Below are 22,501 nucleotides of genomic sequence, written 5' to 3'. Positions count from 1 at the left end.
CTACGCGTCCAATCAAGAGGCGCGATGCCGGCAAGAACGTCCAGGGAGGACAATCGTGAGTCTATCTATGAAATCCAGGCTTTTGGCGTGCAGTGGGGCAGTCGGGGCGCTGGCGCTATTCTACGGATCTTCCGCTTCGGCCGGAACGTGCGAGACCGCCGCGATTCAGGCCAGCGCACCCGCAGACACCACGATCACCTCGGCGACTCCGACAGCGGCCCCTGTGCCGCACTGCCGGATCGAGGGCTATGTGACGACCAACAACCCGGGCCCGAACACGGTCAATTTCCGCCTGCAACTGCCGGACACCGGCTGGCAGAATCGGTACTATTTTATCGGCATGGGCGGGGCGGCGGGCTATGTGCCTTCTGACTCCCAAATTCCTGCCGGCAATCCGCTGGTTCAAGGCTTCGCCGTCGCCGGCACCGATACGGGCCATACCGGTCACATTCTAGATTGGAGCTTCCTGGCCGATCCGGCCAAAGCCCGCGACCACATCGATCGCGGGGCTCACGTCACTGCCGTGGCGACGCAGCAGATCACCCGCGCCTATTACGGCGGGCAGTCCTTTTATCGGTACACATCCGGCTGCTCCGGCGGCGGGCGCATGAGCACCGAAGCCATCGAGCGGCACCCCGAGGACTATGACGGCGTCCTGCTCGGCGCACCCGGCGGACGCAGTTCGGCGACCATGCTGGCCTTCATCAACGCGGCCCAGCAGATGGCGCGCGAACCCGGATCGTGGGTCTCGCCTGCCAAATTCGCCATGCTGGACGCCAAGGTCACCGCCGCCTGCGACGAGATCGACGGTGCCAGGGACGACATCATCCAGGATCACACCAGATGCCTCTTCGACTTCGACACGGTCGCCTGTCTTGACGGTGACAAACCCGACTGCCTGACCCAGCCCGAGCTCAAGAGCATCAAGGCGATCGTGGCGGGCCCCCGCAGCCCCGCCGGACAGATCAAGGTCGGCTTCCCGATCTCCAACATGACCGTCTGGGCCGGCTTCATGGGGCAGGTGCCGCCGCCGTGGTCAGACGCCCCAACGGTCGAAAACATGGCCCGATCCTCACCGGGCTATGTGATCGGCAGCTCTCTGGCCAAGGTCCTGTTCGGCCCTGACTTCGACGTCATGACGATGGACCTCAACGACCAGGCCACCATCGACCGCTGGTGGGAAGCGACCAAGAAGCTCGATTTCGGCTGGCCATACAGCGCCAATCTCGCGCCCTATCGCGCCGCCGGCGGCAAGGTCCTCATGTGGAATGGGGTCAGCGACCCCTGCTGCATCGACACCGAGATGGAGCAATACTACGCCGACGCCGCAACATCGGTCGACGGCATGGACAACCTGCGCCAGTTCGCCAGCTTCTACAGGATTCCGGGCATGGGCCACTGCGGCTCAGGCACCGGCCCTGGCGATGCGCCCGACGTGCTGATGACCGAGCTCATCAACTGGGTCGAGAACGGAGAAGCCCCTGGCGCCGTCGTCGCCCACCGCGGCATCGATCGTCAGCAACTGCTTTTCGCCGATCCCGCGACCCGAATGGTGTCCGGTGTCCTCGTGCCGCCGCCGACAGGAACCTCGCGCGACTTCATGCTGTGCCCCTATCCGGAGGTCGCGGTGTTCGATCGCACCAAGGCTGGCATCCCGGATGCCGTCTACGACGCCGCCAACTGGACCTGCCAGGCGCCACCACGCATGTGATGAGGTCTTGACTGATCGGACGCCGCGCCCTGCCCGGGGCGGCGTCCACGTCATGACACAAGGCAGAAACAGGAAAAGCATACAAAACATGCGGACGTTCAATCGAGCGATGCCCCGCGCGGACTTCAACTATCAGGTGCTGGTCGCGCCGATGGACGTCAGCGCCCCGGCCATGAATGATGCCCGTGGCTTCTTTGGCCTGGTGTTGAACAAGACCATGCCCTTTGGCGTGCTCAGGGATGGCGAGGGACACCTGTATGCGCCGGTTCGCGCTCTTATGGCCCCGACCGGAACGCCCAACCCCACGACCTTCTTTTATCAGTCCACGCGGCTGGGTCAGGACACCCTGGTGATGGACACGCCTCGCATGGCTGCTCAGGCGCAGACGGCACTGCCCATTCAGACGCTGGAGGGCGACACCGTCATGTGGCGGTCGCTGGACAGCGACGCCGGAAACGCCTGGCGGGTGACGGCCTCTGCCGGACGTTTTTCCTGGGTCGAGGATGGATTGTTCGACATCAGCGGCACGCTGCTGGGATGCGGAATGCAATGGTATCTTCCGGGTGTCGACTGGGGAACATTCTACACGGCCCAGATGTACGAAGTGACGGGCCACTGTGACGGCCATGCGGTCAAGGGCGTCATCTCGCTGGATCAGGCGTATCTCGCCGAGGGCGGCGCGATCCACTACAAGAAGGATCTGATCGTCAACAACGGCATGCATGTCATCTGGTGGAATTTCGCCACCGTGTATGTTGACGGAACATTCGACGTCGGCTCCTTTTGCGTGGGCCATGACATGCTCGGCTATGCCATCTTCCAGAACGAGAAGGGCGAGATCCGGACCACGACCAAGATCGAGGGCGTGTCGCACCACCCGGACGGGGACTATTTCTGCGACACGGCCCGCATCATCCTCGACGACAGCGAGGAGTGGGAGTTCCTGCCCGATCCCAAGGGACGGATGGTCAGCTTCCTGGGCGGCTTCCCGATCACCGCCCAGCAGGAGGGCCGCTGGCGTCGTGTCGGCGATACGCGCGAGCCGTCACATTGGCTGGGCTGGGGCGAGACGGACCGGCGCAACGGCACCTCCCGCAACGTTCGAGGATCGGACATCGCATGACGATATCGAGAGCCGAGATTGAACGCTTCCTGCATGGGCAACTCGAGGCCTGGAATACCCATGACCGCACGGCCTTCTTTGAACTTTATCGAGAGTTCGGAAGCAACGGCCTGACGATTGACTATGTCGGCAAGCCCCGTCGTGACGCCATGGAGATTCTTGAAGCCATGTGGGCGGACCATAATGCGGGCATGCGACTGGAGGCCGTCAAGTCCGTGATCAATGGACATGAGGCCGCCTGCCATCACCGGAACCACATCGTCGCTGCCAATGTCGTGATCGAAACGATGGAGCTCTACGACTTCGGTGACCGTACCCTGGCAATCCGCTACTTCATCGACGCCTGACATGATCGACCGCTATGACGTCGTCATCCTCGGTGGCGGCCACAACGGCCTGATCGCCGGAGCCTATCTGGGCAAGGCCGGAAAACGGACCCTGGTCGTCGAGCAGGCCGCAATCGCAGGGGGGCTGTCGCAATCCGAAAGGGTGATCCCCGAGGCACCGCACCATATGATCAATACCGGCACGGCCGAGTTGATCCACATCCGCGCCTCTCCCGTGATGCAGGACCTCGACCTGCAAAGCCATGGCTGGAACACGGTCGAGACCGATCCCATGTACGCCTACCTCGATCCGGACGGTGGCTCGATCGCAGTGTTTCGGGACCCGCGCCGGACGGCAGAGGACATCGCCCGGTACTCGACAGCCGATGCGCGCGCCTATCTCGAATTCATTGAGCTGATCGACGCCTTGATGCAGTTCGCGGGGGCCATGGGCAAGGGCGACCCGGGCGTCCGGACCGTCGGAAACTATCTCGATCTGGCCAGGGTATCGATCCGCAATCGCGCCCTAAAGACGAAACTGCAGCTTATCAGCACGGCCCCGGCCGACCAGCTGGCAGCCGAATGGTTCGAGCATCCCGCGACCCGGGCTCTCCTGCTCGGTATCGTTGCGGGCGCAGGTCCGTTCGATACCGATGGCAACGGGATTGCCTATGCCCTGTTTGGCCTGCTGCATCGGGTCGGCGTGTCCAAGGCCGTGGGTGGAATGCGGATGTTCGCCGATGTGCTGGTGAGCGCCTATGCGGCTTCGGGCGGTGAATTGATGTTGAACGCCGAGGTCGCGGAGATTGTCATCCGCGACGGGACCACACAGGGCGTGTGTCTGGTCGATGGCCGGATGATTGAGGCAGATGTCGTGATCGCCACCTGTGACCCCATCAGCGCCGCGCGCTTGGCGACTCAGGGTGGGCTCGACCGGGTCACGCGCACCCGCCTCGAGTACGCTCCGGCGCACCGGGCCAACGTCGGGCCATCGCTCCTGAACGTGGCCTCGTCCCAGCCCTTCAGGCTCAAGCGACACAGGCGCACCGACGGCGTGGACCTGAACCAGGCGGTCGGCCTGATCGGCACCGCTGACGAACTGAGACAGGCGTTGGTCCAGGCGCGACGCGGGCTGGTTCCGATGACGCCGGTCTTTTCCCTGTCGCCGATGACCAACTGGGATCCGTCGATCGCGCCGGACGGTCAGGGCGTGGCCTACATCTATCTGCCGGTTTTCCCGGTCGATGTGAACGCTGGCTGGGACAGCGCCAAGGCCCCGGCGGCCAATGCCATCATCGCCCGAGCGGCAGACTACTACGACGGTTTCGACGGCGAACTGGGCCGGTGGTTCGAGACCTGTTCCGACCGCGAGACGCGCACAGGCCTGACCAAAGGCTGCGTCACCCACGTTGACTTTGGCGCTCAACGAACAGGAGCCAAACGGCCTGCGTTCGGCCTAGGCGGGCCTGAACCCCTCGCTCGTGGCTTGTTCCTGGGCGGTGCGGGCATCCACCCCGGCGGTGGGGTGTCGGGCGGTCCCGGTCGGCTGGTGGCGAAGCGGGTGCTCGACTACCTGACCTGAGGGTCTGCGATCACATCATGACGCCGGAATGCAGCGCCAGCTGACCACCGTCGCTGTTCAGGATCACGCCGCTCAGATAGGAAGCCTCATCCGACGCCAGGAAGGCGATGGTCTCCGCCTGTTCCTGAACCGTGCCCATCCGGCTCAAAGGGACACGCCCGACCCGGGCCTTGAGCCTTTCCGGTTCCATGCCGGTCGGACCCGTCGTCATTTCGGTCGCGGTGATGCCTGGACAGACGCAGTTGACCCGGATGCCGTATCGCCCCCACTCGACCGCCAGCGATCGGGTCAGGCCGACGACGCCGTGCTTGGACACGACATAGCCGATCTGGTTCGGTACGGCAGCCAGACCCGCCATGGAGGCGACGTTGACGATCGCGCCCCGCTGCGTCGGGATCATCGCAGCCTTTCCCACTGCCCGCGACCAGAAGAACTGGGAATAGAGATTGGTCCGGATCACCCGATCCCAGGCTTCAAAATCCTCGGCGGGTGAGCTCACGGAGATGCCGGCGTTATTGACCAGGATGTCGAGACGGCCGCACAATCCCATGACCTCGGCGACGGCATCATCGACAAAGGCTTCGTCTGCGGCATCACCCGCGATAGCCAGTGCCTGACCGCCCTCCCCTGTGATGATCGCGACCACGGCGCGGGCAGCAGCAGGATCCAGGTCGTTTACGGCGACGATCGCCCCCTGCCCGGCCAGCAGCCGGGCCGTACTTTTTCCGATGCCGCTCCCTGCCCCTGTGACGACCGCAACCCTGTCCCTGAACCGCATGACGGCATCTCCCTGAACGATGGATCTCGTCATGACCTGAGCAGCTCTGCATCCGGTCGCTCTATTGCCCGCGCCAGAACAACAGTTGGCCGACCCGCGATCAGGCCTGTGACGACGAGGCCAATCCCGATGAGTACCACCATCCCGGCCACCGCTTCGAACCCGCCCGTCCACTGATGCAGCAGGCCGATGCCGAGGGGGGCCAGAGCCGCTGGCAGATAGCCCACGCCCTGCGCCATGCTCGAAAGATGAGAAGCCACATGGGAGTCGGGCGATCGCAGCAGGACCATGGTCAGGGCAAGCGAGAAAAGCCCTCCCTGCGCCAGGCCCTGAACAATGGCCCAGACCCAGACCCCCGAAAGCGGGGCCAGCAGCAGGCCTGCAAGACCCGCTGTGGCAGCAACGGATAACAGGGCGGCAATCACCCGCTGGCCCGCCTGGCGGGTTGCGATCGACGGAACCGTCAGCGATGTCAGAAGCTGGACGACGATCAGGACCGACAGCACCAGACCCGCGGTCACGGCATCCAGCCCCCGGTCCCTGAGGATCGGTGCCAGCCAACCCAGCACACAGAAGGCCAGCGCCGACTGCAGTCCCATGAACAGGGACACACTCCAGGCCAGCGGATCACGCCACAGCCCCGCGACCGGAAGCACTGCTCCGATCTTCCTTGACCCCCGGCGTCGCTGTGGTGCCCATAACAACAGGGCCAGCGCGACCGGTACGGCCCACATGGACAGGCCAACCTGCCATCCACCCCCTAGCCAGGTTTCAACGGGGATGGTGATAGCGGCAGCCAAAGCCGCTCCGCCCGAGATCGCCGTCACATAGGCCCCGGTGAGCAGGGCGGTTCGATCTTCGAAATCGCGCTTCACAAGTGTCGGCAACAGCACATTGGCGATAGCGATCGCCGCGCCTGCCAGGATGGAGAACGAGAACAGCGCCCAGACCGGCCCCAATGCCCGGCAAGCAGTTCCCAGTCCGATCAGCATCAGCGATCCCGCCAGAACCCGCTCCGTGCCCCAACGTCGGGCAAGGCGCGGTGCCAGCGGTGCACAGAGGCCGAGACAAAGAACTGGCAGGGTCGTCAAAAGCCCGACCTGCCAGGGCTCCAGCCCTGTCGCGCGTACCACCTCGGGCAACCGCACCGACAGGCTGGCGAACAGCAGTCTCAGGCAAAACGCCGTGCCGATGATGCCGGCTGCCATAAGCAGCCGATGGCCGCGTGCGCCCCGTGGCTGCGTCATGGCGACCATCGTCCTTTCCTCCCGCGAAAGCCGATCGGACCGGGATGACTTGCCACAGACCATTCGACAGTGAGAATATCAATCTAATAACAGATATTGGGGAAGCCTATGCTGATCGACGTCCATGCTCACCTGTTTACGCCTGGGATGCTGAATCGACATCCGTTCTGGGGGCCGTTCATGAAGCCGCAGGGACTGACCGTCGGCCATTTCTCGCTGGGCACCAAACAGCCGGTAAAGGCCGCGAACGACGCCGAGGCAGAGGCCAATCTACTGGCCCGGATGACCCACGCCGCCAGGCTCGAGATCATGGCCCAGCGCGGGGTCGACAAGCTGGTGCTATCCACGCCGTCGCATGCGTTCATGTATTGGGCCGGCGAGTTCGGGAACGAATACGCCCGGATCTGCAATGACGAACTGTCCGCCTTCTGCCGCGTCATGCCTGACAAGTTCGACTTCTGGGCCCATGCCAACCTGGCCGACCCCGAGGCGGCGGTGGAGGAGATCGACCGCGCCGTAAGGGTGCTGGGCGCCAAGGGGCTGTGTGTCGGCGGCACGAATTTCGCCGGCATCCAGACCTATGACGAGCGCCTGTTCCCCGTCTGGGCCAGGCTGGCCGAACTGGACGTGCCGATCATGGTCCACGGTTTCAATCAGTCGATCTATCTGGGCGAGCGCCATCACGAGGACCGGTTCGAAACCAGTTCGATCATTGGCGACTGCGTCGATGAGACCCTGTTCTTCTGGTACCTGATCTGCAGCGGCGCTCTGGATGCCTATCCCTCGCTCAAGACCTACATCACCCACGCGGGCGGGATGGCGGTGTTCCAGCTGGGCCGACTGTCGGATCTGAACAGCGTCATGGCGCCGGACTCGAGGAACCAGCGCCCGGTGATGGACTATATGAAGAATTTCTATTTCGACCTGGATCTCCACCACCCGGCCCTGCGCCGTGCGGTGGCCGAGGTCGTGGGGCCTGATCAGTTGCTCTACGGAACCAATTTCGGCGGGGCCTATGACTACGGCGATCTGACTGCCGGTATCGACCTGTCAGACGCTGACCGCGAGAAGATCCGCAGCGGCAATGCGATCAATCTGCTCAAGATCGAAACGCCCCAAGCTGCGGAGGCCGCTTGAACCTCCTCTGCTCCACCTTCAAGCGAGGTGTAAGACCTCGATCTTCCCGGTTTTTCGGGTCTGGAGATGCTGCTTCAATCCTGAACGGCTGAGCCAAGGGCCCGAAAGCAGGATCTTCGAGCCAAGACCCTCGGGGGCACAGGGCAGGCCGAGCCCTCCCAGACCCGTCGAGGTTTGTTTTGACACCCGAATGGAATTCGCCGTACAGAATGAACTGAACACTATCGACCAGATCGTTCAGAATATGCGATGGTCGGCGTCCAGGGAACGTCATTTGTCTCGAAGAGTCCCGCCAAGGGGCCTCGACGCAGGAAGGATATCGAACATGCTGATCGATCTTCACGCCCACGCCCCGCTGCCGGGCTACTACAATCAGGATCCCCACTGGGGCCCCTTCTTCGAGAAGCATGACGACGGCCATATCCGCCTTCGGGTTGGCGACTGGATCCTGAGCCTTGGGTCGCCCGAGCGGCGCGCTGCGGTCCGCCGGGGCGAGACCATGGAAGTCTCCGAGTTCATGTCGAAATGGAACGATCCCAAGCATCGCCTGGCGGGCATGGATGCGCTGGGCCAGGACGCCCAGGTTCTGTCGGTGCCGTCGCACTGCTATATGTACTGGGCCGATCCGGCATTTGCGAACCGGTTTTCGACCACCGTCAACGACACCCTCGCCGACTACTGCGATCGCTCGGGCGGCCGGTTGATGATGTGGGCCACGGCGGCCCTGCAGGATCCGGTCAATGCTGCCAAGGAAATCCGTCGCGCCTGTACAGAACTTGGCGCGAAGGGCCTGAGCGCAGGCGGATCAAATTTTGGCGGCATGGAGTTCGACGATCCACGCATGGATCCGATCTGGGAGGTCCTTTGTGACCTCGACCTGCCGATGTTCGTCCACGGCTACAACCAGTCCGTGACCTGGGGGGCCAAGGCCAATACCGACAAATATGAGACCACGGCCATCGTCGGCATGAACTATGACGAGACCAAATGCTTCTGGTACCTGATCTGCGGCGGCGTGCTGGACCGGTTCCCGAACCTGAAGGTCTACATCACCCACGCCGGCGGATTTGTGCCCTACCAGCTGGGCCGACTGGCCCAGACGATCAAGAACCTCGACGTGGTCCACAACAAGAAGGACCTCGAGGAGTATTTGCCGAACTTCTGGTTCGACCCGGAACTGCATGAACTGCCGATGCGCCAGGCCCTGGTCGAGGTCATCGGCGCCGACCGACTGGTCTATGGTACGAATTTCGGCGGATCGGACGCGATCCGGGGCGATCTGACGACGGGGCTGCGGGTGTCACCCGAGGACCTCGAGAAGATCCGCTGGAAGAATGCGACCGAACTGCTGCACATCGACCTCGAAAAGATGGGCCGGGCCGCCAAGCCGCTCGCCGCCTGATCCCTCGTCACCCAGCGCGGCGGCTCCAGCGGGGTCGCCGTTCGTCGTTATGGGCCCCATCGGCCAGGAGTTCCATGACCGCTCACCCTGGATGCAAGATCTGCACGATGCTGGACGTCGCTGCGCCAGGGGACGTCGTGCTGGCCGGCGACGTCTGGGGCGTCGTCGCCATGCAGGACGTTCCGGGGATGCTGATGGCCTTCACCCGCGACCACGACGGCGGCGTCGGCACGATCCAGGACGCCGCAGCAGCCGAGCTTGGTCCCTTGTTCAAGTCCCTGTCGGCGGGGCTGCTCGCAACCGGCGATTTCGAGAAGGTCTCGGTGATCTATCTGGGCGACAACGCCATCCATACCCATTTCATGCTGCTGGGCCGCAAGCCGGGAGACGCGCCGGTGTTCGACAATGCGCCCCTCCTCGCCCGGTTTGCGAACAAGGATCGGGACCGAGCCCGCGCCATCGCCGATCAGCTGCGCGACGCCTTCAGCCCATCAGGAACACACCCATGAAACTGGCCCGATGCACCGACGGCGGCGCGCCCTTCTGGGCCATGGTCGATCCAGAGACCGACGCGGCGCGGCCGATCGTGGGCGGCATGGCGGACTGGGGTCCGGCTGTGACTCGCGGTGATGGCGAGGCCGCGCTGACATTTGGGGGCCCTGCCCTTACCCTTTCCACCCTGCGGCTGATGGCGCCGTGCGAGAACACCAGCAAGGTCGTGATCGCAGGTGCCAACTACAGCAGACACCTGGTGGAATTCGGTGTCGCGCCGCCGACCCAGCCGATCGCCTTCCTCAAGGCCTATGGTGCCTTGATCGGGGCGCATGATCCCATCCGCTACCCTCCCCTGACAGAACAACTCGACTATGAGTGCGAATTGGTCGTGGTCATCGGTGACGAGACCGTCGATCTGGATGATCCCCTCGCGTCGGTCCTGGGATACACCGCCGGCAATGACGTCAGTGCGCGCGATCTGCAACGCTCTGGCCCGCCAGGCATCGGAATGGACCTGTATGCCGCCAAGAGCCAGGACCGGGCCACGCCGGTCGGGCCGTGGATCGTCACGAAGGACGAATTTCCGGCCGGCAGTCCCGCCCTACGGCTGTCGACCACGATCAACGGCGAGCTGCGCCAGGACGGCACAAGCGCCGACATGACCTGGGATGTCTGCGAACTGATCCGGTTCATCCAGCCGAGAGTAAGCTTTGGAGTTGGCGATCTGCTGTTCACCGGTACGCCGGAGGGCGTGGGTCAGGGCTCAGGCCGATACCTGAACCCCGGCGATAGGGTCGAGGTCATGGTTGAAGGCGTCGGCACCTTAAACAATATCGTCGGGCCCAGAACACTGCCGCCAAAGGCCTAACTGCGCAGGGCATCCAGAATGACGTCGATCGTGCTCTGAAGCCGCAGGGCCAGAGGCTTGCCCTCGGCCGGAGGCACAACGGTTTCGCTGAGGGCGAGGCGAACCATCATTTCGGCAATGGCGGCGCGATCCACGGGTGTGCCGATATCAGCCTCCCAGGCGTCGAAGACCGGATCCAGGGCCGTAAGAACGCGCTGGATGAAATGCTCGAAATTGGACTGGAAATACTGGATGACGAACGCCGGTTCGACATGCAGGAATTGGGATCCCCTCCGGGTCTCGTTGTTGGAGACGCTGTACTTCAGAAAGGCAGCGAACCGCTCGGTCGGGGTCTCGCAGCCCTTCATCGCGTGGTTCAACTCTTCATCGGTCTCGGTCCGGAGTCTCAGAACCACAGCCTCAAGGACCGCCTCCATCGAAGGAAAGTAGCGGTAAAGCGTACCCCGAGAGACACCAGCCGAGTCGCAGACCTCCTGGGCCGTCACGCGAGGCGTACCATGGTTCATCATCACATTCTGGGCGGCATTGACGATGTTCTCGATCGTCTTGGCCGCACGGGGGTCCGGCCGACGCGCACGGACGTCATGCGATGGAATAACGCCGGGTGGACGATCGTTCCCTGACGACGGGCGTGCCCTTCGGGCGCTGACGGTCATACCTTGTCCACTCCGGGAATCCCCGCCCAGACAGTAACTTGCCGAAGTTCAATCGGCAAACAGCCGCCAGCCGTCTGATAAAAAAAACAAGACACAATCGCGTATTCTGACTAGAAAATATCATTCTGGCTGGCTCGCCAGAAGCGCTCTTGTGGACATCAGCATGTACATCGATCTCAGCACAAAACGGGTCATCGTGACGGGCGCGAGCCGGGGAATCGGACATGCCACGGCAGCAGTCTTTGCGCGCGAGGGCGTGCGGCTGGCGATCTGCTCACGGTCACCAGAAGCGCTCGGTGTCGTCGCCGAGGAGATGCGGGCGCTCGGGGCCCGCGACGTGATCGCCGTCGCGCTGGACGTCCGCAACACGGCGGCCGTCAGGGCTTTCGTGGATAAGGTCGCCAAGGCGTGGGACGGCATCGATGTGCTGGTCAACAATGCGGGCCAGGGCAAGGGCGGCAGTCTGGAAACCCTCGAGCCCGAGGACATCCTGGACCACGCCAACAATATCCAGATCGCGCATTTCCGCTTCGTCCAGGCCGTTGTCCCTCATATGCGCAGACAGAAATGGGGGCGCATCATCAATATCAACGCCCTGGCCGGAGCCTTGCCGACACCGGACGGGATCCCCTCGGTGACCAATCGCGCCGCAGGGATTGCCCTGTCAAAACTGCTCGGGCAGCAACTCGCAAAGGACAATATCCTGGTCAACAGCCTGAACCTGGGCTGGATCGACACCGGCCAATGGGATCGGCACTACAAGGAGATGCCCTCGACCATAACGCGTGAGGAGTTCCTGGACATGGTCACCAAGATCGTGCCGCTCGGCCGGCTTGGACAGCCCGAGGAGATCGCCAATGTCTGCCTGTTCCTGGCCAGCGATCTTGCGACCTTCCTGAGCGCCGCTTCGATCGATGTCTCCGGCGGCCTTCAGGGCGCGATTGCCTATTATCCCACGCTGAAGCGCGAGATGCAGGAGATGGGAAAAGATCGCGAAACGGCCCTGGCTGAGCTGGCGGCATCCGGTACCGAGGCGGAGTAGGCCGGAAGGGCAGTCCGTCCCCGGGAGGGGTGCCGAATCCGCATTCGCGGAGCGGCGGGAGCATCAAAGGGCCCGGGGAATCTCGATCGGATTCCCTGCGACGCTCCCTCTTCAGTGACCCTCGCCCTGCGGATAGAGGGCCAGTCGCGCGATGTTGGCCCGATCCGGCTGTTCGAGCATGAAGCGGATGGCGCGAGCCACGTCCTGCGGATCGAGGGCGACGGGTGACTCGACCTTGGCCGCTGCCATCATCTTGTCGAACATCTCGCTGGAGGTGGAGCCCGGCGCGATGGTGCCGACCTTGACGCCGGTACCCGCCAATTCGATGCGTAGTGACTGGGTGAAGGCTTCCAGCGCGTGCTTGAGCCCGCCATAGACCCCGCCCGCGCGCGAGATCAGATAGGCGCTTATGCTCGACACATTGATGATCGCGCCCGACGACTGCCCGCGGAACTCGCGCGCGAAGACGTAGGAACTTCGGACAACCGCCTCGAAATTCACACGGATCATGTAGCTGACGGCGTCCAGGTCGATGGTGTCCATCGTGCCCACAGCCATGACGCCGGCGTTGTTGATGACCACATCGGCACGGCCAAACCGTTCCTTGGCAAGGGCCAGAAGCTGCTCCGGTACGCCTGGCTCGGCGATGTCGGCGGCCAGAAGCGCGCTGGGGCCCGGCAAGGTGGCTGCGAGGGCCTCCAGCTTGTCCATCCGGCGGCTGGTCAGGACCAGATTGCAGCCGGCCTGGCTGAGTTCGAGCGCTGTGGCGGCGCCGATGCCTGCGGACGCCCCCGTCAGGACGACGGTCTTTCCGTTCAGCTCCATTGGCCGGGTGCCTTCTTCATGCCGTCGATGATGGGTCGCATATCGGCCACGCTGGGCAGATGGGCGGTGAAGCCGCCGTCGACCGAAAGGATCTGGCCGGTGACATAGGCGCTGAGGTCCGACGCCAGGAAGACGACCATATTGGCGATATCGCGCGGCACGCCGAGGCGCGGCACGAGGCAATGGCTGAGAAAGATGTTCTGGATATGCGCTGGCAGCCGCTGTTCAAGGCCGGGCTGGATGATGAGGCCGGCGGCGATGGCATTCACCCGGATCCCCCTGGGGCTGTAGCCTGTTGCCATATGCCGGGTCAGGGCATTGACCGCCGCCTTGGAGGCCGCATAGGCGAAATTGCTGACATCGCCCGACAGGGACTGGCCCGAGGAAATGTTGATGATCGATCCGCCGCCGCGCGACAGCATGGACGGGATCGTATATTTGCAGAACAGCATCGGCGCGCGAACATTGATGGCCTGGACCTGATCCCATAGCTCGACAGGCATGTCGGGAATGTCGAGATCGCGCGAAGAAAAGCCGGTCGCGCCGGCGTTGTTGTCGAGAATGTCCAGCCCACCGAACGTCTGTGTCGCAAAGTCGACCACCGCCCGGATGTCTTCCTCGGCGGTGATGTCACCGGCCACAGACGCGACGTCGTAACCCTGCCCCTTCAGTCTGTCGGTCACAGCCTGAAGCTCGGGAGCCCGCAGGTCCGTCAGCACGACGCGCGCACCCTGTTCGGCAAGGGCGAGGGCCGTCTCCGACCCGATCGAGCCCGCCGCTCCGGTGACAAGCGCCACCTTCCCGTCCAGCGATCCCATGGTTTCTCTCCCCCGTCGGCTTCAGCAGCCCTGTTGTTCAAGCTCGGCAACATTGGCGGGCCGTGACTGATAGCCCGGCATGTGCAGCCCCCCGTCAACGTTGATCATCTCGCCCGTGACGAAGCGCGACATGTCGGATGCCAGAAACACGGCGACAGGCGCGATGTCCTCCTCGGGATCCCCGTTCCGCAACAACGGCTTGCGCGACGCCGCCATCTCGGCGAAGCCGGGCATGGCCTCGGCCATGCGGTGAAACACTGTCCCCATGGCTGCCGGCGACAGCAGGTTCACCCGGATGTTGAACCGTCCCCACTCGTGCGCCGCGCTGCGGGTCAGGCCGCGCAAGGCCGACTTGGTGATGTTGTAGTCGGAGTTCAGCCAGGCGGCCGTCTCCACGTCGATCGAATAGAAGTTGATGATCGACCCGCCGCCACGGGCCACCATGTGAGGCCGCGCTGCCTGCATCGACCACCAGCCGGCCCAAAGCCCCGAGTGCAGGGTGGCATCCAGCATGTCGTCGGTCTTCTGCTCGAGCAGCACCTTGGGACTGAGCGTGAAGGCGTTGTTGACCAGGATATCGATGCCGCCGAACAGGTCCACGGTCCGTTCGACCGCACCCTGGATCTGTTCCTTGACGCGAACATCTGCCTTGATGACCTCGGCGCGGCCGCCGAGCTCTACGGTCAGTTCCTGCTTGATCGAGGCGCAATACTCATCGTTGAACTCGGCAACGACGACGGTCGCCCCCTCCCGGATGAATTTGCGGGCGATGCCCCGTCCGATGCCGCCGCCGCCGCCGGTGACCAGGGCGACCTTGCCGTCCAGCAAGCCCATCAAAGCACTTCCGCGGGCGTACGCACGGTCGAGCCGAGGATCGGCCCGACGAGATCGTGACCCCAATAGCTCAGGCGTTCGGCATTGAGTTCGAACGGATCGCCCGGCCAGGGGTGGGTCTCGGCGATCACCTCCACCGCAAATCCCGAAGGGCTGAAATGATAGAAGGAGAAATGCGGGTCCTGGGTGTGCTGACCCAGCGTCATCTGGACAGGGATCTGACGCTTGTTGACGATGTCCCATGTCTCGCCGACGTCCCGCAGGTCACCGGTCAGCAATCCGATGTGCTGGATGCCCATTCGACCAGGCGCGAGGCCATAACCGATGTCATGGCTGGTCAGATTGTTGAGTCCGGCGCGATAGAAGCCCGTCTTGCCCTTTCCGGCACCCGACCCGTACCATTGGAAGCCCATGAGATTGACGAGGAAATCGTCGAGTTCCGGTCCATACTCGGGCGTGATCAGAACGACGTGGCCAAAGCCCCTGCCATAGGTGTTGAAGCCGCCATGACGACGTCCGGGCACGAAGGAATCCGGTTCACCCTTCTGGCCGTAGAAGAGTTCGTACTGATAGCCGACCGGGTCCTTGAACCGGACCACATCGCGGACGGCGCGGCGTGCCTTCAGGTCGTCGCTTCCGAGCTCGACGGCGATCCCCGCGTCCTGGAGCCGCTTCACCGCCTTTTCGAAGGCGATCCGGTTGATGCACTCCCAGCCGATATAGGCGATTTTGTCGATCGGTCCGGGCTGGAAGGCAAACCGGTAGCGACGGTCGTCCATCTTCAGATAAAGCGCATCCGGCTCGTCTTCCGGAGACGGCGCGATGGCAAGGCCCAGCACCTCCGGGCCGTAGCTGCGCCAGGCTTCGATGTTGGGGCTTTCAAAGCCCAGATAGCCGATACCCCGGATATCCATGGTCAGGTCCTCATGTCGTTGGTTTGGCTAGCAGGCGGTCGTGCCGCCATCGATGATAATGTCGGCACCCGTAATGAAGGCAGCCTCGTCCGAAGCCAGGAATGCCGCCATGCCAACCACGTCCTCCGGCTCGCCCGGGCGGGCCAAGGGGATCGAGCCGGTAAGCTGTGCGCGGACAGCGGGATTCTCGACAAAGGCGCGGGTGCCCGGAGTGATGATGAAACCCGGGCTTATGGAGTTTGCCCGGATGCCGTGCGGGGCTCCCTCCAGCGCCATCTGACGGGTCATCGCGATGACTCCGCCCTTGGTGGCGTTGTGAGCGATGGTTCCATTGCCCCGCGAGCCCTGCCAGCCGGCGGTCGAGGCGACATTGATGATGGCGCCTCCCTGTCTGGAGAGGTGCGGCCAGGCGTATTTGGTCGTCAGGAACACGAGGTCGAGCTCGTTCCGGATCGTGAATCGCCAATCCTCGACCGACAGGTCCATGATCGATCCAAACCGCGCTGCCGAGGCATTGTTATAGACGATATCGATCCGGCCATGATCCGCGATGGCCTGATCGATCCACGCTTGCGCACCCTCGGGATCACCAAGATCGCAGACTTTGGTCGTCATCACGCCGCCGGCCGCCTGCACCAGGCGCGCGGTCTCTGCACCAGCATCGCCATCCACATCGCAGCCCACGACAATGGCACCGTCCTGGATGAACCTCAGTGCCGCTGCACGCCCCTGCCCTCCCCCGGTGCCGGAGATCAGAGCGACGCGGCCTTCCAGACGCCCGCTCATGCGATCACCTCAGATCGGGCATCACGGGCATCAAGCTCGGCTCGGATAACGGCGTGCCTGTCCCGGGTCAGCGGATAGGTGAAGGCCAACCAGGCACCGAGAAGGAACAGCAGGGCCGAAGGGCCCGCGAACACCATCTCGAGGCCCGCAATCGCCTCGGGCGTGTTGTTCATCATCAGGGCGGGCTTGTAGCCGACAAGGGCCAGCGCCACGAAGGAGAGACCAACCGCAAGCGCGCCCCCCAGCTTCCAGCTGCTGATCAGCAGGGCAAAAAGGACCCCCGTCTGGTCAGACCCGCTTTCGAGCCGCAGCTCATCGCCTGCATCCGCCATCATGGCGCGAGGCAGAAGATTGAAGGCACCGAAGGACAGTCCCCAACCCATCATGCCCAGCGACACGGCCAGAAGGCTGCCGTCCGGCACAAAGACAAACGCCACGCTGACGATCGCAGCCAGCAGGCCGGAGATGCCGAGGGCGATGTGCTTGTCCAGCTTCCGGGCAAGCAAGGCCACGGCCGGCACGGTGATCATGGCCGTGACGACCTGCGCAATCAGGACAACGCCAACCGCGCTGCGATCCAGACCCTTTGCGGCCGTTACAAAGAAGACAAGCATGGCCGACGCCGTGCCGAAGCCAAGCCCAAACAGAAGATCGATTGCGGCGATGCGGAACACGGCCTTGCGCCTGACAACGGCCAGATACTCCTTCAGGCCAACGATGTGTTTCTGGGCGACCAACGCGGCTTCCGGGACACGCCAGGCAGCGAGAGCCACCGCAGGAGCCATCAGAATAATGATGATCCAGCCCATGATCTGGGTCGGTGCCATCCCGGTGTCGCCGATGGACTTCAGCAGCAGCGGAAAGCCCATCACCGTCAGAATCCCGAGTAGCGACGCGAACTGCAGCCAGGCATAGACCTTCGACCGGTCATCGTAGCTGCCGGCCAGTCCCGACGCGAGGGCCAGTTGGGCCAGAGACAGGATCGACCAGCCAAGGAAAGCCGCTGTCAGGGTCAGCAGCAGATAGATCGGACCGACCCCAGGGCTGGCCATGAACAGGAGATAGACGGCCAGCATCAAGGCCGGGGCTCCGAAAATGAGCCAGGGCCGATAGCGACCCCACCGGCTCCGCGTCCTGTCCATGGCCGCGCCCAGCAGAGGGTCGACGACGATGTCGAAGATGCGGACGCTGGTGAAGATCAGGCCGACCACAGCCAGCGGCAACCCCAGCACCGTGGCATAATGCTCAGGGATCATGACCACCAGCGGCAGGGAAAGGGCCGTCAGGGGAATCCCCATGAGCGAAAGGGACAGCAGGCCTTTCGGCTTGCCCTTGGCGGGGGCTGTAGCCGGAGAGCCTGAGGCAGTGGCTTCGGTCATGCCGCGACCGGTTCCACGACGATGGCCGACTGAGGGCAGGACTCGGCACCCTCGATGGCGCGCTCGAGCCATTCCGGCGGCACCACATCCCGGGTCAGGACGATCAGTCCGCCCTGGAGTTGATACAGCTCCGGGCAAATCTCGACGCAGGTCCCATAGCCGCAGCAGGCGCTACGATCAGCGACGACACGATGGGCGATCGCTTCTGAACTCATCATTTTCCTCCTTGCCGGGTGTCCCTTGGGGACTTCTCCGGGGACCCAGGGTCTGTCATTCCTCACTGAATCGAAGAGTTGCATTTTCGATACAGAAATGCCACCTCTGTTCAAAATTATATGGCGCAAGACGCTGCGGAGGACAACATGCTGGACCGGACACGGACGACGCTTTCGGACGGGACGACAATCGACGACCTGATCAACGTCCAGACCCGGGAAGTGCAGTTGCGCGCGATCTCTGATCCCGAGCTTTACGACATCGAAATGCGCAAGGTGTTCGGGAAGACTTGGCTACTCCTGGGCCATGAAAGCGAGATTCCGAACTCGGGCGATTTCATCACACGGCTGATGGGTTCGGACCCGGTTCTCATCACGCGTCAGAAGGACGGAACCATCAAGGTGATGCTGAACGTCTGCCCGCACCGGGGCATGCGCGTATGTGTAAACGACGCGGGCAACGCCAAGGTCCACACCTGCATCTACCACGGCTGGGCCTTCAAGAATGACGGCGACTTCATCGGTGCCCCTGTTGCCGCCGAACAGATGCATGGCTCAATGCTGCCCAAGGAAAAGCTCGGACTGACCCAGGCACGGGTCCACCTCTACGGCGGGCTGATCTTTGCCACATGGAATTTCGAGGGGCCGTCGTTCGACGAGTTCCTAGGCGAAATGAAATGGTACTACGACATGCTGTTCTGCCGGACGGACAAGGGGCTTGAAGTCCTGGGGCCTCCGCAGCGCTTCACCATCAAGGCCAACTGGAAGACGGCCTGCGAGCAGTCCGCTGCAGATGGTTTCCACACCCTGACCCTGCACCGCTGGCTCGGCGAATTTGCCAAATTCGGCGACGGCGACCTGACCACCTCGATGTACGGCACCGAGGTCGGTTCGCTTCAGGGCCATGCCCTTCGCTGCATGCCGGCCGCCAACAAGTTCAAACAGGCCGCCGGATTCCGCGACGGCAATCTGACGATTGCCGAAAAGCTCGCCATCGTACCCCCTCCGGGTGTCACCAAGGAGATGCTGCCGGAGCTGATGCGCAACCTCACGCCCGAGCAGCTGGGCCTGCTGGTCGACAGCCCTCCCCAGGTGGGCGGCATGTTCCCCAACGTGCTGATCGCCTTCATCTATGTGCCGCAGCCAGATGGGGAAATCATCGGCCTCACCTCGTTGCATACCTATATTCCCAAGGGTCCGGACGAGCTTGAGTTCTGCAACTATATCCTGGCCGAAAAGGACGCGCCTGAAGAACACAAGCAGAAGGCGCTGCAGTTCGCCGTCAGGATGCTGGGCACCTCGGGCATGGTCGAGCAGGACGACTCGGATACCTGGCCCCACATCACCCAGACAGCCAAGGGGGCAGCGGCACGCAATATCACGATGAAGTACCAGGCCGTCTGCACCACGCCACCCCGGCCCGACTGGCCCGGCCCGGCCCTTGTCTATGAAGGCTTCACCAAGGACGACACGCAGTGGAACTGGTGGTTGGCCTATCGCGACCTGATGAACGCCCCCGCTTGATCATCGCCGACATCATCAGGATCACATTGTCATGACCATGAACGCCGTCATCCCCACCGACGTCAGCGTCGCCGAGGAGGCCCCGTTCCGACCCAACCGCGTTCCGGTCGGATCGGCTGCCTATAACCAGATTGCCGAGTTCCTCTATGAGGAGGCCTGGCTGCTGGACGAGATCCGCCTGAAGGAATGGGTCGCACGGCTCGACACCGACCTTCGCTATACCTGCCCGGTGCGCCAGACCCGGTCTCTGGCCCAGCACGCGCAGTCGATCGTCCGGACCGTGATGCATTTTGACGAGACCTATGCGTCGATCCGGGGCCGCGTCGGTCGCATTACCGACACCAAGAGCGCCTGGGCGGAAGACCCGCCCTCGCGCACCCGGCGGCTGGTGACCAACATCCTCGTCGAGTCCACAGACGATCCGGACGAGTTCGAGGTGAAAAGCTACCTGCTGTGCAGCCGTAGTCGTTTCGACGAGACGACCCTGCTGATGCTCAGTTGCGTCCGGCATGACTTGCTGCGTCGCTATGACGATGGCTTCAAGCTGGCGCGCCGCGAGATCATCGTTGATCAAACCGTTCTGGGATTCCCGAACCTCGCCATCTTCCTCTGACCTGAGGGCCTGCAGGGTCGGAACCGCCGGGTTCGCCGGGCGGATGCCGACGCGCGACCCAAACCCCCCGATCCAAGGACTCCCAGCCATGCGCGCTGCCGTCATTTCAGGCAATGGAATCGCCCCGGTCCTGCAGGACTTTCCGGACCCGACGCCTCAGGAGGGATCGGTTTTCATCACGGTCGATACGGCCGGGCTCGGGGGATGGGACGTGCTGGGGGCTTATCGCCTTGGCGTTCAGTATCCATGCGTGATCCGCGGCGAAGGCGTTGGCCGGGCCGAGGATGGACGTCGTGTATACTTCGGCGAGCGATCCGTCGCGCCCTGGGGGGCATGGGCCGAAAAAACCATCGTTCCCGTCGCCGAAGTCTGGGATGTGCCTGACGACATCGACGACCGCACTGCGATCACAATGGGCATTGCGGGAACAGGCATCCTGATCCCGCTGGAAGCAGCACAAATCCAGCCGGGCGAAAGCGTTCTGATCCTTGGCGCCACGGGTGTGCTTGGGCAGATCGGACTGCAACTCGCCAGAAGGCTTGGTGCCGGTCGGGTTGTGGCTGCGGCCCGCAGTCAGGCGGGTCTGGACCGTTTGATGGAACGGGGCCTTGCGGACGCTGTCGTGGCCATGGGTGGCCAGAACGACACCGAAACCCTGAAGGCTGCATCGGGCGGAGACGGGTTCGACGTGGTCCTCGATCTGGTGTTCGGCCAGCCCTTCCTGTCCGCAGTGAAGGCCACCAGATGGGGGGCGCGCCTGATCACGATCGGGACCGGAGCCGGTCGCACTGTTGAACTGAATATCGGCGATCTGCTGTTTCGAACCCTGACCTGTATCGGCACCGGGCAGCGACCGCCTGCGGACCGCGAGGCGATATGGCACCGGCTGCTGGCGATGCAGAAGGACGACGCCATCACTGTGGACTATGTCGACTACGACTTTGTCGACGCCGCCGAAGCCTGGGCGGCCCAGGTGGCGGGTCCCCACGCCAAAATCACGGCAAGGCTGCGCTGATGATCGAGGCGGAGGGCACATCCAGCCTCCGCCATGCCCATTCGGCTGCAGGGTCAGTCGATGGACAGCGCCCTGTCGATCGACTCGACCAGGCGCGGGTCGGTGGCAGCGATGTCCGGCGCAAAGCGATCAATGACCCGCCCGTCACGTCCCACCAGGAATTTCTCGAAATTCCACACCACTTCGCCGCGTTCCCCAGTAGCGATGCCATAGCCGTTCAACCGTTCGCGCATCGGTCCGTCGCCGACCGCGTCGGGTTTTGCTGCCGTCAGACCGGCGTAGAGCGGATGGATGTCATCGCCTTTGACGCTGATCTTGGAATAGAGGGGAAAGGTGATATCGAAGCTGGTCTGGCAGAAGGTCGCGATCTCCTCGTCGGTCCCCGGCTCCTGGGCATTGAAGTTGTTGGCCGGAAACGCCAGCACCTCCAGACCGTCTGCCGCCTTGGCCCGGTACAGGGCTTCCAGCCCCTCGTACTGCGGCGTCAGCCCGCATTTGGACGCGACGTTGACGACCAGCAGGACCTTGCCGGAATGGTTCGCCAACGTGTCGGTTTCGCCGTCGTTGCGGGTCAGGGGAATGGCGGTAATCGGATCGCTCATGTCGGCTCCATCAAGTCTGGACGGCGAGTCGCCACCGTGTCCGGAAACCCTAGCAAAACGACCGTCAGACTGCGCTCCAAATCCGGCCCGCCACGCCCGAAAACGAAGGAAAATCATGCGATGAAACGTGCTCCGATCGACATCATCGGCGAGTTCCTCGACATCTGGTCGGCCGGACCCGAACCGCTCGAAAAGGCGATCCGCGAACTGTTCCGGCCCGACACCGAATGGGTCAATATGGGCCTGTCGAAAACCGTCGGCGCGGACGAGGCCCTGGCCATGGGCGCGAAGTTCGAGGCCGCCATGGGCTATGCCAAGATCCTGGTCGAGACCCTCCACATCGCCGCCCACGGCAATGTCGTGCTGACCGAACGGCTGGACCGGCTGGTCGCCGCAGACGGGCGCGAGATCGGCGCCTTCGCCATCGCGGGGATCTTCGAGCTGGACGACGACGGCAAACTGATCCGCTGGCGCGACTACACCGACCCATCGGCCATCGCGCTGATTCACGGCCACTGAACGTAGCGATCGTCTCCGTCCGGTGGACATTTTTATCAGAATGTTATTCTGTATTTGAAATAGATCGCGCCCAGGAGGCCGGCTAATTCG

The 22,501-nt window shown here is 63.3% G+C and carries 24 protein-coding genes; 13 read left to right on the top strand and 11 right to left on the bottom strand.

Going from position 1 to position 22,501, the window contains the following annotated elements:
- Positions 1-55 precede the first annotated feature (55 nt).
- The 4 genes from HZ989_RS08795 (at position 56) to HZ989_RS08780 (ending at position 4,742) form a co-directional block, all read left to right on the top strand.
- Positions 56-1,711 (top strand): tannase/feruloyl esterase family alpha/beta hydrolase, encoded by a 1,656-nt coding sequence (locus tag HZ989_RS08795; protein ID WP_209320484.1) that lies wholly within the window; start codon positions 56-58, stop codon positions 1,709-1,711.
- A gap of 88 nt (positions 1,712-1,799) precedes the next feature.
- Positions 1,800-2,834: a hypothetical protein gene (locus tag HZ989_RS08790; protein WP_209320483.1), complete on the top strand. Its 1,035-nt coding sequence runs from the start codon at positions 1,800-1,802 to the stop codon at positions 2,832-2,834.
- Positions 2,831-3,181 (top strand): nuclear transport factor 2 family protein, encoded by a 351-nt coding sequence (locus HZ989_RS08785; RefSeq protein ID WP_209320482.1) that lies wholly within the window; start codon positions 2,831-2,833, stop codon positions 3,179-3,181. The genes HZ989_RS08790 and HZ989_RS08785 overlap by 4 nt, the downstream gene beginning before the upstream one ends.
- 1 nt (position 3,182) lies before the next feature.
- Positions 3,183-4,742, top strand: coding sequence for an NAD(P)/FAD-dependent oxidoreductase (locus HZ989_RS08780; protein WP_209320481.1), 1,560 nt, complete (start codon positions 3,183-3,185; stop codon positions 4,740-4,742).
- 10 nt (positions 4,743-4,752) lie between these two features.
- Here HZ989_RS08780 and HZ989_RS08775 read toward each other — a convergent pair whose 3' ends face one another.
- A complete protein-coding gene (locus HZ989_RS08775) occupies positions 4,753-5,553 on the bottom strand; it encodes an SDR family NAD(P)-dependent oxidoreductase (protein ID WP_245162328.1) in 801 nt (266 codons plus the stop codon).
- Complete coding sequence (locus HZ989_RS08770) at positions 5,550-6,776, bottom strand: MFS transporter (protein WP_245162327.1); 1,227 nt, start codon at positions 6,774-6,776, stop codon at positions 5,550-5,552. Before HZ989_RS08770 ends, HZ989_RS08775 begins: the two co-directional genes overlap by 4 nt.
- 99 nt (positions 6,777-6,875) lie before the next feature.
- Between HZ989_RS08770 and HZ989_RS08765 the strand changes: the two genes are divergently transcribed.
- From HZ989_RS08765 to HZ989_RS08750, 4 genes are all read left to right on the top strand, one after another.
- Positions 6,876-7,904, top strand: a complete 1,029-nt coding sequence (locus HZ989_RS08765) for an amidohydrolase family protein (protein WP_209320480.1) — start codon at positions 6,876-6,878, stop codon at positions 7,902-7,904.
- Positions 7,905-8,229: 325 nt separating this feature from the next.
- Positions 8,230-9,306 (top strand): amidohydrolase family protein, encoded by a 1,077-nt coding sequence (locus HZ989_RS08760; RefSeq protein WP_209320479.1) that lies wholly within the window; start codon positions 8,230-8,232, stop codon positions 9,304-9,306.
- Positions 9,307-9,380: 74 nt separating this feature from the next.
- Entirely contained in the window at positions 9,381-9,815 is a 435-nt protein-coding gene (locus HZ989_RS08755) for a hypothetical protein (protein ID WP_209320478.1), read from the top strand.
- Entirely contained in the window at positions 9,812-10,669 is an 858-nt protein-coding gene (locus HZ989_RS08750; protein WP_209320477.1) for a fumarylacetoacetate hydrolase family protein, read from the top strand. The genes HZ989_RS08755 and HZ989_RS08750 overlap by 4 nt, the downstream gene beginning before the upstream one ends.
- Here HZ989_RS08750 and HZ989_RS08745 read toward each other — a convergent pair.
- Entirely contained in the window at positions 10,666-11,325 is a 660-nt protein-coding gene (locus tag HZ989_RS08745; RefSeq protein ID WP_209320476.1) for a TetR/AcrR family transcriptional regulator, read from the bottom strand. The genes HZ989_RS08750 and HZ989_RS08745 overlap by 4 nt on opposite strands.
- Positions 11,326-11,488: 163 nt before the next feature.
- Here HZ989_RS08745 and HZ989_RS08740 point away from each other — a divergent pair, with 163 nt between their 5' ends.
- Positions 11,489-12,367 (top strand): SDR family oxidoreductase, encoded by an 879-nt coding sequence (locus tag HZ989_RS08740; protein ID WP_209320475.1) that lies wholly within the window; start codon positions 11,489-11,491, stop codon positions 12,365-12,367.
- A 111-nt stretch (positions 12,368-12,478) separates the two neighbouring features.
- On the opposite strand, the gene HZ989_RS08735 is transcribed toward HZ989_RS08740, so the two are convergent.
- From HZ989_RS08735 to HZ989_RS08705, 7 genes are read right to left on the bottom strand one after another with little or no spacing between them, the layout of a single operon-like run.
- Positions 12,479-13,192, bottom strand: coding sequence for an SDR family oxidoreductase (locus HZ989_RS08735; protein ID WP_209320474.1), 714 nt, complete (start codon positions 13,190-13,192; stop codon positions 12,479-12,481).
- On the bottom strand, positions 13,183-14,010 hold the full coding sequence (locus tag HZ989_RS08730) for an SDR family NAD(P)-dependent oxidoreductase (protein ID WP_209320473.1): 828 nt from the start codon (positions 14,008-14,010) through the stop codon (positions 13,183-13,185). The genes HZ989_RS08735 and HZ989_RS08730 overlap by 10 nt, the downstream gene beginning before the upstream one ends.
- Positions 14,011-14,031: 21 nt before the next feature.
- On the bottom strand, positions 14,032-14,844 hold the full coding sequence (locus tag HZ989_RS08725) for an SDR family NAD(P)-dependent oxidoreductase (protein WP_209320472.1): 813 nt from the start codon (positions 14,842-14,844) through the stop codon (positions 14,032-14,034).
- Positions 14,844-15,758 carry a VOC family protein gene (locus tag HZ989_RS08720; RefSeq protein WP_209320471.1) on the bottom strand — a complete coding sequence of 305 codons (915 nt, stop codon included), beginning with the start codon at positions 15,756-15,758 and terminating at the stop codon, positions 14,844-14,846. The genes HZ989_RS08725 and HZ989_RS08720 overlap by 1 nt, the downstream gene beginning before the upstream one ends.
- Before the next feature lie 27 nt (positions 15,759-15,785).
- Positions 15,786-16,544, bottom strand: coding sequence for an SDR family NAD(P)-dependent oxidoreductase (locus tag HZ989_RS08715; protein WP_209320470.1), 759 nt, complete (start codon positions 16,542-16,544; stop codon positions 15,786-15,788).
- Positions 16,541-17,923 (bottom strand): MFS transporter, encoded by a 1,383-nt coding sequence (locus HZ989_RS08710; RefSeq protein WP_209320469.1) that lies wholly within the window; start codon positions 17,921-17,923, stop codon positions 16,541-16,543. The genes HZ989_RS08715 and HZ989_RS08710 overlap by 4 nt, the downstream gene beginning before the upstream one ends.
- Positions 17,920-18,138, bottom strand: coding sequence for a ferredoxin (locus tag HZ989_RS08705; protein ID WP_209320468.1), 219 nt, complete (start codon positions 18,136-18,138; stop codon positions 17,920-17,922). Before HZ989_RS08705 ends, HZ989_RS08710 begins: the two co-directional genes overlap by 4 nt.
- 147 nt (positions 18,139-18,285) lie before the next feature.
- Here HZ989_RS08705 and HZ989_RS08700 point away from each other — a divergent pair, with 147 nt between their 5' ends.
- The 3 genes from HZ989_RS08700 to HZ989_RS08690 all read left to right on the top strand — a co-directional run bounded on the left by HZ989_RS08700 (position 18,286) and on the right by HZ989_RS08690 (position 21,290).
- On the top strand, positions 18,286-19,662 hold the full coding sequence (locus HZ989_RS08700) for an aromatic ring-hydroxylating dioxygenase subunit alpha (RefSeq protein ID WP_209320467.1): 1,377 nt from the start codon (positions 18,286-18,288) through the stop codon (positions 19,660-19,662).
- Positions 19,663-19,693: 31 nt separating this feature from the next.
- Positions 19,694-20,275: a 3-phenylpropionate/cinnamic acid dioxygenase subunit beta gene (locus HZ989_RS08695; protein ID WP_209320466.1), complete on the top strand. Its 582-nt coding sequence runs from the start codon at positions 19,694-19,696 to the stop codon at positions 20,273-20,275.
- Between the two features lie 88 nt (positions 20,276-20,363).
- Entirely contained in the window at positions 20,364-21,290 is a 927-nt protein-coding gene (locus HZ989_RS08690) for a zinc-binding dehydrogenase (protein WP_209320465.1), read from the top strand.
- 53 nt (positions 21,291-21,343) lie between these two features.
- On the opposite strand, the gene HZ989_RS08685 is transcribed toward HZ989_RS08690, so the two are convergent.
- Positions 21,344-21,892, bottom strand: coding sequence for a glutathione peroxidase (locus HZ989_RS08685; RefSeq protein WP_209320464.1), 549 nt, complete (start codon positions 21,890-21,892; stop codon positions 21,344-21,346).
- 120 nt (positions 21,893-22,012) lie between these two features.
- Here HZ989_RS08685 and HZ989_RS08680 point away from each other — a divergent pair, with 120 nt between their 5' ends.
- On the top strand, positions 22,013-22,411 hold the full coding sequence (locus tag HZ989_RS08680) for a limonene-1,2-epoxide hydrolase family protein (RefSeq protein ID WP_209320463.1): 399 nt from the start codon (positions 22,013-22,015) through the stop codon (positions 22,409-22,411).
- The last annotated feature ends 90 nt before the right edge of the window (positions 22,412-22,501 follow it).

The organism is Brevundimonas sp. AJA228-03 (assembly GCF_017795885.1).
Classification (GTDB): domain Bacteria; phylum Pseudomonadota; class Alphaproteobacteria; order Caulobacterales; family Caulobacteraceae; genus Brevundimonas.
Note: the sequence above shows the minus strand (reverse complement) of the source record. Positions and strands in the feature narration are given on the sequence as shown.